The organism is Actinomyces sp. 2119 (genome assembly GCF_003591215.1).
In the GTDB taxonomy this organism is placed as follows: Bacteria; Actinomycetota; Actinomycetes; order Actinomycetales; family Actinomycetaceae; genus Actinomyces; species Actinomyces lilanjuaniae.
On sequence record NZ_QYRR01000007.1, the window covers coordinates 84,363 to 96,630 of the forward strand.

At 70.5% G+C, this 12,268-nt stretch carries 2 protein-coding genes (1 of these 2 running past the window's edge); both read right to left on the reverse strand.

What is annotated here, in order from left to right; all coding sequences use genetic code 11:
• Positions 1-5,075 carry the 5' portion of an SDR family NAD(P)-dependent oxidoreductase gene (locus D4740_RS09700; RefSeq protein ID WP_119836748.1) on the reverse strand. Its footprint begins 3,028 nt before the window's first position, so 5,075 of the gene's 8,103 nt are visible here — the first part of the coding sequence; it begins with the start codon at positions 5,073-5,075; the stop codon falls past the left edge of the window.
• Entirely contained in the window at positions 5,072-12,232 is a 7,161-nt protein-coding gene (locus D4740_RS09705) for a beta-ketoacyl synthase N-terminal-like domain-containing protein (RefSeq protein WP_182911391.1), read from the reverse strand. Before D4740_RS09705 ends, D4740_RS09700 begins: the two co-directional genes overlap by 4 nt.
• Positions 12,233-12,268: the final 36 nt, after the last annotated feature.

Below are 12,268 nucleotides of genomic sequence, written 5' to 3' on the forward strand. Positions count from 1 at the left end.
GACGCACCCAGCTCGGCAAAGGCACGCAGCAGCCCGTTGACCTCAATGGGATCCCCAACCGGTGTTCCCGTCCCGTGCGCCTCCACCAGTCCTACCGTGCGTGGATCGACCCCTGCGCTGCGGTACACCGAGGTGATGAGCTCGGCCTGGGAGACGGGGTCCGGCACGGTAAGACCGTGGGAGTGCCCGTGATGGCGGGTCTCGACCTGCCGGATCAGGGCACGGACCGGGTCACCTGCCGCAGCAGCGAAGTCCTGGAGCCGCAGGACCATGACCACCACGCCCTCACCACGCACATAGCCGTCAGCGTCAGCGCCGAACGTGTGGCAGTGGCCGGTGGGCGAGAGCATCCCCGCCTGCGCGCAGGCCCGGAAGGGAAACGGGCTCGTCAGGACGTTGACACCGGCTACGATCGCCGTGTCGCACTCGCCGACGCGCAGCGCCTGGACCGCGCGGTGCAGGGCGACAAGCGAGCTCGAGCAGGCGGTGTCAACCGTCTCGCTCGGACCGCACAGGTCCAGGTGATAGGAGAGTCGGTTAGCCAACATGCCATGTGCAAGACCGGCCACGGACTGCGCGTCCCCAGCAAGGCCCGCCTCACGCAGCACGTCAGCGTGGTCCACGTTTGACATTCCGACGAACACCCCGGTGCGGGTCCCTGCCAGGGCACCGTACGGTACTGCGGCGTCAACGAGCGCCTCGTGGGCAGTCATCAGCACGAGCCGCTGCTGCGGGTCCATCACTGCAGCCTCATGCCGCGTCACCTGGAAGAAGTCTGGGTCGAAGTCGCTCACCGACCGTAGGAACGCGCCTTGCGGCGCCGGACCGAACTCCTCAGGCCAGGGCAGTCGATCCGTGGGAAAACTTCCCACCGCGTCGCGGCCGAGGAGCAGGCCGTCCCAGAACTCCTGCAACGAGTCCGCGCCAGGCAGGTGGCCCGCCATGCCGATAATCGCTGCCGGGGCCAGCGTGGCCGCAGCATCAGTCACGTGCGTGGCGGACCCGCTGGGCGGGACCACCTGGCTGGTGGGGCTCTCGGCGCCCGGCGCCTGTGACGGTGCCTGCGCGGGCGAGGACGCAGCCACCGGCGTGAGCAGCTCCTCGGCCACCTGGCTGACCTTGGCCGGATATGCCTCCTCCAGGTGCTCTACGAGCGAGCCGAGGGTCTGGTGCTCGAAGAAGGTCGCAGTATCGAGCTCGACCCCCAGCCATGTGCCCACGTCACGGACCAGCTCGTGCACCGTGACGGAGTCAAACCCGAGCAGGGTCAGGTTCTCGTCGGGGCCCGGAGGGACCGGAAGACACAGCACGGAGGCCACTCGTTGGCGAAGACCAGCCATCAGGAACCCGGTGGGGTCGTCGGGACCCGTACCTAAGGCCTCTGGCACCCTCGCTAGTCCGTCAGCAGGCTCTGCCCCGATCGCCACGGGAGTCCTCACCGGGTCCCCCAGCGCGCTGGCAACCCGGTTCGCCCCGGCTGCTGCCGCGACACCGACCGCCTCGTCGAACAACTCCGCCCCGTCGGCACGACTGAGAGGAACCATCCCCGTGGCGTCCATGATCGTCCGGGCTGTCGATGCTGGCATCGGCAGCCCGCCGTCGCGCCAGAAGGGCAGGTCAAGAACCAGTGACGCGCCCGAGCGCGTGCCGGTGGCCACCTGCTGGCAGCGCTCGTCCATGAAGGCGTCCAGGAACCTGTTAGCCGTGGAGTAGTCGGCGAGCAGCGGGGTACCGATCACACCAGCCATCGAGCCTGCCGCCACGAAGAGCTCGAGCGGCTCCTCCCGGGTCACCTCGTCGAGGACCATGACACCGACGACCTTGGGAAGGACCACAGGGTCGAGATCGTGCTCCGCTCGCCGATCAAGCGAGGCCTCAACAAGCCCACCAGCCAGGTGGATGACACCGTCAAGGCCGCCGAACCGTGCCCGGGCCAGCGCCACGGCTCCTGTCATGTCCTCTCGGCTCGCCACGTCGGCACGCAGGTAGACGGCTTCTCCTCCGCACCGTTCGACGGCACGCAGGTGCTCCTCCAGCCCCGCTGACTTGGCGCTGCGTCCAGTGAGGACCAGTCGGGCACCGTAACGAGCCGCGAGGTGCTCGCCCAGGGCTCGGCCGATCCTGCCCGCCCCCCCGGTGACCAGGTACCGGCCGCCGACGCGGAAGCCCTGGACGTTGTCGGAGGCCGCAGAGAGCGCCCACGTCAGACGCTGCCGACCGTTGAGGCCGTGCCGCACCTCGTGCACGGTCCCCAGGTCCACCGCCGCCAGCTCGGCCGCGACCAGCCCGGGCAGTGCAGTGTCCACCAGGTCCTCGGGGAGCCGGACACAGGACCAGCCGATCCGGTGGTCCCAGGCAACACTGGAGCGTGCCATCCCCGCCGTCGCCGCAGCGACCGGGTCGTGCGGCTCGGCGAGCGAGACCACGCGCAGGGTGCTGCTCGGCGCCGACGCCACAGCCCGCCAGGCGGTGACAGCACCCGCCAGAAAGTCGCCGTGCAGGCCCAGCGCCTCCCGGACCTCCTGCGGCGTCCGGAGGCCCGTGCCCACTGGCGCCGCCAGGCAGACCACGCTGGCCGAGCCCAGGACCGTCCTGAGCTCGGCCAGCGCCGCCTCCCCGCGAGCATCTCCGTCGTCCCAGAGAACACGCCTGCCCCCGACGCTCCGGGCGGCCAGCGCGTCAGCCTGCGCCAGCGAGGCCCTCCCGCCTGCCAGGACCACAAGGCCGTCGGGCAGGTCCGCGTCCTCCCTGACAGGGGCGTCAGCCCAGGTCGGGAGATGGTGCAGCCTCACCGGGGCCTTCGCACCAGCGGCAGTGGCAGCGGCTGCAGGCACCGTGTCGGCGGGCCTCCCGGCCTCGTCCAGGGCGGCAGGCCCAGCAGGGCGCACAGGCTCGAACCAGTACCGCTCACGGCGCATCGGCCTTCCCGGCAGCGCTGTCCGGGGCGGGACCCGCCCTGGCCACAGAGCCGCCCAGTCGGGGGACTCTCCTGACAGCCACTGCTGGCAAGTCTCCCGCAGCACCTGGTCGTCCGGCTCAGGTGCCTCGAGCTCACCGCAGGCGATGCGCTCAAGGCCTTCAAGAAGCTCTGCGGGCTCCGACGCCACGATCACCGCACGGTGGGCCTGTGGCTCGAACCCGAGGCACAGCTGGGCAGCCACCTCCTCCACCGGCACCGGTGCCGCCGCACCTCCCAGCCGCTCAAGGATGGCGCCCGCCCAGGCAGTCAGCGTCCCGGGGTCCTCAGCCGAGAGCGGAGCGGGCCATGGCCGGTCTCCGGACGCTCGGAGCCGGTCGGGCGCCTCCTCGAGCACGACGTGGGCACCCGTACCTCCGAAGCCGAAGGCGCTGACAGCGCCCTGCCTCGGCCTGGGGCCGGTACGGAGCCAGGGCTCGGTTCTGCGGTCAATACGGAGGGGGCCGGAGTCCACACGGCACAGCGGGTTGGCCTCCTGGTAGCTGGGCATGGCAGGGAGGTGCGCGCGCTCAAGAGTCAGGACCGCCTTGACCAGGCCTACGATCCCCGCCGCAGCCTCCGCGTGCCCAAGGTGCGCCTTGGCCGAGCTCAGCACGCAACGTCCGGTGTGCTCCACCTCGTCGGTGGCGGCCACGCCGCGCGCCTCGAAGGCTGCCAGGATCCCGTCCACCTCGACGGGGTCCCCAAGCGCGGTCCCTGTCCCGTGCGCCTCGATGAAGCCGAGCCGCCGTGGTCCGGTCCCCGCGTCGTCCCAGGCACGGAGGAGGAGGTCAGCCTGTGCCTGAGGGGCCGGGGCTGTGAGGGACGTAGTTCGTCCGCCGTGGAGGGTTGCGCTGCCCTTGATGACCGCGTGGATCGGGTCCCCGTCAGCCAGCGCCGCAGCCAGAGGCTTGAGCAGTACGGCCGCCACCGCCTCCGCAGGGACATAGCCGTCTGCCTGAGGCCCGAACGCGTCGCAGCGTCCGCTCCCTGACATCGCCCCCATGGTCGCCAGGTACTCGTAGTGGCGGGGAGCAAGGATCAGGTTCGTACCTGCGGCGAAGGCCATCTCGCACTCGCCAGCCCGCAGGGCCTGGACCGCGTGGTGCACGGCGACCAACGAGGAGGAGCAGGCGGTGTCGACCGTCGTGCTGGGTCCGTGCAGGTCGAGCACGAAGGACACACGGTTCGCCGCCATCGTGGCCGCCGTTCCCGTCGCGTCGTGCGGGCCCACGGGCCGTGCTGCCTGAGCCATGAGCGCCTCGTAGTCGTGGAAGGAAATCCCCGCGAAGATCCCGGTGGCCGACCCTTCGAGGCGGGGCTCGACACCAGCGTCCTCGGCAGCTGCCCGAGTCACCTCCAGCAGCAGCCTGACCTGCGGGTCCATGGTGGCAGCCTCTCGAGGAGAGATAGCGAACTCACGAGCCGCAAACAGGTCCACGTCACGAAGAAACCCTCCACGTGGGCTCATAGCCTGCCCCTGAGCCGCAGCCTGCTCACACAACCGTGTGTGGTCCCAACGCTCAGTCGGCACGGACGAGAGGAGGTCGGTGCCCGAGAGCAGGGCCGTCCACAGCGCGTCGACGGAGTCCGCCCCGGGGAACCGTCCCGCCATGCCGATGACGGCGACATCGCCTCGGCCCTCGCTCCGGGCGGTCTGGGCCCCGGGCGGGAGTGACGTCGGCGGCAGGGCCTGCCAACGGTCCTGGCCGGGCTCCTGCCGTGCGGCAGGCGGGGTTCGCTGGGCCGCGAGGAAGGCCGCTGTCCGGCGCGGTGTCGGGTGGTCGAACAGCACGGTAGGGGGCAGGGCCACGCCCAGCTCCGCCTCCAGCCGCTCGACCAGGTGCACCAGGTCGCCAGAGGAGACGCCGAGATCCGTATAGCGGGCGTCAAGGGCCTCACTGGTCATAAGAGGCAGATCACACAGCTGGGAGAGGGCAGACCAGACACGCTCAGCGAGCTCTGCGGATGACGCCCCACGACCGGCCGGAACGCGTGCTGTCTCGTCGTCCAGCAGCCGTCGGAGGACCAGCTCGGCCGTGGAGCGGTCGAGGGCTCCGTCCTGGTAGGCCGACAGGATCGACTGCAGAGCCTTGCTGGAAGACTGTGCCGGGCTCATCGTTCCTCCGTCAGTGCGCGCGCCGCCTGCAGGGCGGAGAGCTCTCCACGGTCAAGGCGGTCGAGGACCTGTGCCAGCAGGCCTGCCGAGGTGCCCGTCGGCCGGCTGTCGTCCCCCGCCCACGTCAGCCAGGGGTCTCCGCGCCGGGGGCGGTGCCCCCGGTCTGCCTCCTCGACGACGGCCAGCGCGTTGGTCCCACCGATCCCGAACGATGACACTGCACCTCGCCGGGGTCCGGACTCCGCTGCCGCCCAGTCCTCGCCCTCGGTCAGCAGCCGGAACGGTGTCCTGTCGAACACGAACCGAGGGTGCGACGTCTCAACACCGATGCTCGCGGGCAGGTAGGTCGTGTGCAGCGCCAGCACCGTCTTGATCAGGGCCAGGACCCCGCTGGCGTGCAGCAGCGCCCCTGTGCTGGACTTCAGACAGCTGATCGCGCAGGAGGGCTGTCGGCTGTCGGTGCGAGCCAGCGCCTGCGCTGCGGCGTGGACCTCCAAGGGGTCAGCGAAGCTGTTGGCGCTGCCGCTGATCTCCAAGTGCCCGATCGAGCCGCCGCTCACCGACGCCGCAACCAGCGCCTGGTCGAAGAGTGCTCGCTGGACCTCTGCGTTCGGGGCGCTCACTCCGAGCGACCGACCATCGTGGTTGACTGCGGTCCCGCGGATGACGGCAAGGACCTGGTCCCCCTCGGCGTAGGCCTGGTCAGCACGCTTGAGCATGACCAGCCCGGCGCCCTCACCCAGGGTGTACCCGTCTGCCGCCTGGTCGAAGACCCGCGTCCTTCCTGCACGCGAGAGCAGGCCCGCCGCGCCCATGAGCTCGTAGGTAAGCGGGTCGGGCAGCAGGGTCACCCCTCCCGCCACCGCCGAGTCGCACTCACCGGCGAGGATGCTGTGGCAGGCGTGGTGCACGGCGACCAGCGAGGACGAGCAGGCAGTGTCCACCACCTGGCACGGCCCGTGCAGGTCCAGCACCTTGCTGACCCGGGAGGCGGTCATGCTGGTCAGCGCACTCGCAAGGAGGTCAGCCGAGGCCGTGGCCCCAGCACGTATCTGCTCACGTACGTAGCCGCTTCCCGTGGCGCCGACGAACACCCCGGTACGTGCGCCCTGCAGCTCCTCCACCGTGTACCCGGACGCTGCGACAAGGTCAGCCAGCACCCCCAGCAGCACCTCCTGCTGCGGGTCGATCACAGCCGGCAGCCCGACGAAGGGAGTCGGGCGGCGGAACGCTGACTCCTGCAGGAACGCTCCACGCACTGGTCCGTCGGGCACGACTGAGGAACTCGTGCTGCCGCTCCTGGACCAGTGTCCTGCAGGAGCCGGCGCCAGCACGTCGCTGCCACTGACCAGAGCGTCCCAGAGCCGGGCCACCGACCCGGCCCTCCCAGCACAGCCGGCCACCGCAATCACGGCGATCCCACACTCCTCCCCCCTGGGCGAGCTGTCTCCGCTGGTCTGCCAGGAGGGCCGCTCGGCCGGATCCTCCCGCGGCTCGTCCGGTGGCGGTGCCGGCACAGGCGCGGACAGGCCCGCAGGGGCGGTCGCCCCCAGACCCCTCAGCTCCTGCGCCACGTCGAGCAGCGTCATGTGCGCCTGGATCGTGCTGGGGGACGCCGTGACCCCGAAGCGGGCCTCCACCTCGTCAAGAGCCTGCATGACCACCACCGAGTCGATGCCGAACTGGTCGAGCCGCAGGTCTGGCTCGAGCTCGTCCACGTCGATCTTGAGCAGACGGGCCATCACGACCCTCAGCCCGGCGAGGACGCCACCCGACTCGTCCTCCCAGCCCTGCGGCCGAGGGGCTGGCGGGGGGCTGGCGGCAGGGTCGGGCTCAGTACCCAGCTCAGTGCGGGAGTCCTCCACGGCCGCCTGGCGCTCCTCTGACACGACGAGGCCGAGACGCTTCTCCAGGCGGACCGCGTCACCGGGGAGCACCGCCACGCTGCTCTCCCCGCAGGCCATGAGCTGCGGGAGAAGGCCGAGGGCCTCCTGGGTCTCCAGCAGGCGGAGGCCCGCCGAGGCCAGGACCTTCTCGGCGCGCCCGGAGGGGATCTCCATCCCTCCATCGCGCCACAGCGGCCAGTCCACTGTCAGCACCCGGCCGAGGCGTGCGCCTCGGGGTGCGTGCAGCGCCAGCTCTGTCAGGAAGCGGTTGGCCAGGGCGTACTCCGCCTGACCGACGCTGCCGAGGCTCGAGGAGGCTGAGCCGTAGCAGATGAAGTAGTCCAAGTCACAGTCCCCAACCGCCTCAACCAGTGCCAGTGCCCCGCCCACCTTAGTACGCCAGACAGCGCCAAGAGCAGGGCTCGGCCTGCTGGCCATCAGGCCGTCCTCAACACTTCCTGCGGCGTGGATCACACCGCGCAGCGTGCCCAGCCCGGCAGCGGTGCGCACCGCCTTCTGGGCTACCGCAGGGTCGGCAACGTCGCCGCGCACGTAGCGAACCTGCACCTCGGGACCGGTGCTCAGCCCGTCAAGATCGGCCTGCCGCCTGGCACCGAGCTCCGACCGGCCGACGAGGACCAGGCCGATCGGGCTGCCTGCAGCACGCTGGGCGAGCAGCCACCGGGCCGTAATGAGCCCGAGCCTCCCCGCGCCACCGGTGATCAGGTACGAGGCCGACTCACGTACGAGTGGCACCTCGTTGTCCGGGGCAGTACTGAGGGCGACCGGCGTGTAGGCCCGCACCTGCCGACCCCGCTCAGGCTCGAGACGCGTCTCACGATGATCCGTGACGCGAGCGTTGTCCAGCTCCGCAGCAAGCATCGGGAGCAGATCCGCCTGGGGCGCGTCGTCGACCCTGACCGTGCGCAGCCGTACCGCCGGCTGCTCAAGCCGCACCGTCTGCGCGAGCCCAGCCAGGGCTGCAGCCGCACCTGAGCGCACCGCCACCACTACCGGGAGCCCTGTCCGCAGCTCATAGGCTCGTCTCACCAGTACGGTGCACAAGCCGAGGACCTGCTCGATCCCCGCTTCTGCGTCGCTGGCCGTGTCAAGGAAGACCGTGCAGAGTATCCCCCGCAGGGTCACCCCCTCCGCGACCAGGCTCTCCAAGACCTCCTCCTGGTCCTCCGGGTGGTTGTGACGCACAGTGAACTCTGTCGTCCCCAGCCGCTGGTAGGTGTCTCCCTCGTGTACCACGACCACCGGCGTGCCGAGCTCCTGGGCCACCGTCACTGCCTCTCGCCGTGCTCGCCACGCCTCGGTGCCGACAAGAAGGACGCAGCCAGCCACGCGTTCCCCGTGGTCGGAGCCCTTGTGAAGCGGCTCGGCGACCCAGCGGGGGGCGTAGACGTGCACCTCTGAGGAGGTCTGCTCCATCAACGTCACCTCCCTGACGGAGGCGAGGACCTGGCCGTCGCTCCCACGGACGACCACCGCGAAGGTGTGGCTGCCGCCGCCTGTGCGCAGTCGCCGCACAGTCGCGACTGCGGTCTCGGCCTGGTGGCCGGACAGGTAGACACCGGTGAACACGCTCGGGAGAGGAGCACCGGTCTCGGGGAGCAGCAGCACGGTAGACTGCAGCGCCGCGTCAAGGAGCAGCACGTCCGGCGTGGGACCTGCCGCGTCGGCCAGGCGCACGCTGAGCCGTGCCTCCTCCACCTCGACCGACGAGATGAGACGCAGGCAGGCGCCGTACTCCCACCCTTGCTGCCCGAGGCGTCGGTAGACCTCGGCCGCAGGCACAGTGCGACCAGCCCGCACGGTCGCAGTGTCCTCGTCCTTCAGGGGCGCTACGTCTCCGACCACGGCGGTGCCCAATGGCGCTCCGCTGAGGTCGTCCGCCCACACGAGCTCGTAGTCGGCACCCGGGCCGCTCCCCTGCCTCCGCACCTCCAGGTGCAGGTCCTGGTCGGGGGCGGTCGTCCGCACTGGCGCGAGCAGCGTCACCCGGCTGAGGCCTGTGAGGCCTGTGAGACCTGGTCCGCTCCTCGACGCCTCGCCCAGAGACCTGACCGCGTCGTCGAGGATGCCCAGGAGCACGCTGCCTGGGACCAGAGGCTGGCCTTTGAACGAGTGGTCAGTGAGCCATGGCGCGTCCACGGGGACGAGCACACGGGCCAGGGACTCCTCCTGTGGCGGGACCAGACGGATCCGCAGCCGGTCGAGGCGACGACCGGCCGAGGACGTGACGGCAGGCGGGGCCTCATCCACCCAGCAGCGTCGACGGAGGAAGGGGTAGGTGGGCAGGGTGACGGTCCTGGCACGCTCAACCTGCGTCGCCGGGTACCACACCTGGGACCACTCGATCCGCTGCCCGTCGACCCAGCGCTCGACACGCTCCAGGGCTTGTGGCTCCAGCTCCCGGCTACGCCCCTGGATGCCCTGGGGCGGCTCTGCGGCGCCGTCCTCCCCCTCTGGCCGGGGCAGGAGCCGCACCAACTCCAGAACACTGCGGACCACGAAGGCGCAGCGGTGCTCCATGGCCTCACGTCCCCGCTGCAGGGTGAGGGCGACGTCGGGCAGCGCGACATCCGGGTGGCTCTCAAGATGCGCCCGGAGCCTGCGCGCGACAGCACCCAGCCGGTCCTGCGAGCGGGCGGACAGCGGGACGACCACCGGGTGGTCCTCCACCGCTGGCCGGGGGACTCTTGGGACGGCCTCAGCATGCTCCTCCAGGATAACGTGCACGTTGTTCCCGCCTGCACCGAAAGAGCTGATCCCTGCCCGTCGCGGGTACTCCGCCTCCTCCCACGGCTCGGCCTGCCGGAGCAGCCGGAACGGGGTGTTCGCCAGGTCGAGGCGTGGGTTGGCCGGCTCAGCGTGCAGGGTAGGCAGATGCGTTCGGTGGCGGAGGCTGAGGACCATCTTGGTGAGGGCCGCGATCCCTGACGCCGACTCCAGGTGGCCGATGTTCGACTTCACGCTCCCCAGGACGCAGCTTCCCGGCTCACGAGCGGATCCGAAGACCTCCGTGAGCGCAGCGACCTCGATAGGGTCACCAAGCGCGGTCCCCGTCCCGTGTGCCTCGATCGCTGCGACTGAGCCCGCATCGGTACTCGATGCCGCAAGCGCGTCGCGGAGGAGGGCCGCCTGCGAGCTGGCGCTGGGCACGGAGAACCCTCCGGTATGCCCCCCGTGCCGGACGGCCGACCCCCGGATGACCGCCAGGATCTGGTCACCAGCACGAAGGGCGTCCTGCAGGGGTCGCAGCAGGACGCAGCCGACGCCCTCACCAGGGACGTACCCGTCGGCCTCGTCACCGAAGGCGCGGCAGCGGCCGGTCGGGGAGAGCATTCTCAGTTCACTGAGCGTGGCGTACTTTGAGGGGTGCAGGCTGAGGTTCACGCCGCCGACGAGGGCCGCCCGGCACTCTCCTGAGCGGATGCTCTGGCACGCGAGATGGATGGCCTGGAGAGATGAGGAGCAGGCCGTGTCCACGGCCACGCTCGGTCCGTGCAGGTCTAGAGCGAACGAGACCCGGTTGGGGATAGAGGAGAACCAGGACCCCGCCACCTGGGGGTTCCCGCGCAGGGACTCCTCCAGCCCGAAGAGCTGGTAGTCGCTCCACATCGCACCGACGAACACGCCCACGCTGCCGCCCAGCTCGTCCTGCACACGGTCAGGCGAGTACCCCGCATCCTCCAGGACCGCCCAGGAGGTCTCCAGGAACAGGCGTTCCTGCGGGTCCATCCGTGCAGCGTCGCGCGGTGAGATCGCGAAGAAGAGCGGGTCGAAGCAGTCCGGCCGATCAAGGAATCCACCCCACCGGCTGTAGCTCTTGCCCGCTGCACCGGGTGCAGCGTCGAAGTGGTCACGCCAGTCCCACCGGTCGGCTGGCACCTCCGTCACACAGTCTGCGCCTGATGCAAGCACCTCCCAGAGCTCCTCGACCGTCTCCGCCCCCGGGAACCTGCCAGCAAGTCCTACGATCGCGACAGGCCCGAGCGTGGGCGCCTCAGTCCGTGTGCCTGGCGCAGCCAGGGCGCCGGAGAGGATCCTCTGCGGCCCGGTCGCCGGATCGTCCACGGTCACCTCGGCTGGCAGGCTGTCCACGGCCTGAGCGTGCTCGGACTCCAGGTGGGCGGCGAGCGCAGCAGGGGTCGGGTGGTCGAAAAGCAGCGTCGGGTACAGCTGCTGCCCCAGCAGCTCCTCGAGCCTGTCGGTCATGGACAGCAGGTCGCCAGAGTCGAGTCCCAGCTCGTAGAAGCCTCGGTCCGGCCCTACCTCTCCGTCCCCGGGACCCAGCCGGTCCTGGACAAGGCGCTCAACCAGTCGGAGGGCGGTGGCCTTCTCCTCACCCTGGCACAACGCCCCCTCCCTGTCCCCGGTAGCAGAAGCCGGACACGTCCCGGCCTGGCTCCCGCCTAGCGACAGCCCCAGGTGCGCGGCAGAACGAACGCGCTTGGCGACAAACCCGAACAGGCCCACGCTCCACTCCTGCCCGGCCAGCGGTCCCAGCAGGATGCTTGACTCAAACGTCTCGAGACCCTTCGCAGGGCTACGGACCTCGGGGACGAGGACGCGTACCCGGCCCGGCAGGGGAGCACGCGCCACGACCCTGTCGACGAAGAGGGGGACCAACGGCTCCGAGAGCTCGCTGCGCCGTGCCGGGCCCAGGGCCCAGAAGGGCATGAGAGTAGCCGAGTCCAGGAGCACCGGGTGGATGTAGAAGTCCTCCTGGGCGTCCGCGGCCGCTCCCGTGAGCCGAAGCTCTGCCCAGGCCCTCTTACCGTTCGCCGCTACCCACCCACCGGGGCGCATAAAAGGACCGTGCTGGATTCCCAGGCTCCGTGCGAAGGCGTACACCTCGCCGAGGTCCTCGGTGCCGCTCGGCGCCTCGGCGTTCCAGGCCCCCTCAGCCTCAGGCCAGGGGGACGCTGGGAGGATGGCGCACTCCATGCGCGTAGTCCAGGTACCGTCCTGGAGGTCACGGGTTGCCACGACAGCGCGCGCAGGCTCAGCCCCCAGGGCGAAGAGCTCGACCCGGAGGTGGGTGTCGCGCTCCTCGGCGACCACAGGACTGCGGAAGCGGCAGCGGCGCAGCTCGACCCGGGCGGTGTCCACGCCGCAGCCACGCAGGGACCGCAGCACCATGTCGATGAGGAAGACGCCTGGCAGCACCCTGGCCCCGTGCACCTGGTGGTCCCGGAACGGTGCCGAGTCGCACGGCAGGACGGCAGAGAAACACCGATTGCTAATCTGGTCCGTCACGTCTGGCTCCCCTGGGCCGCCCATCAGCTTGTCCAT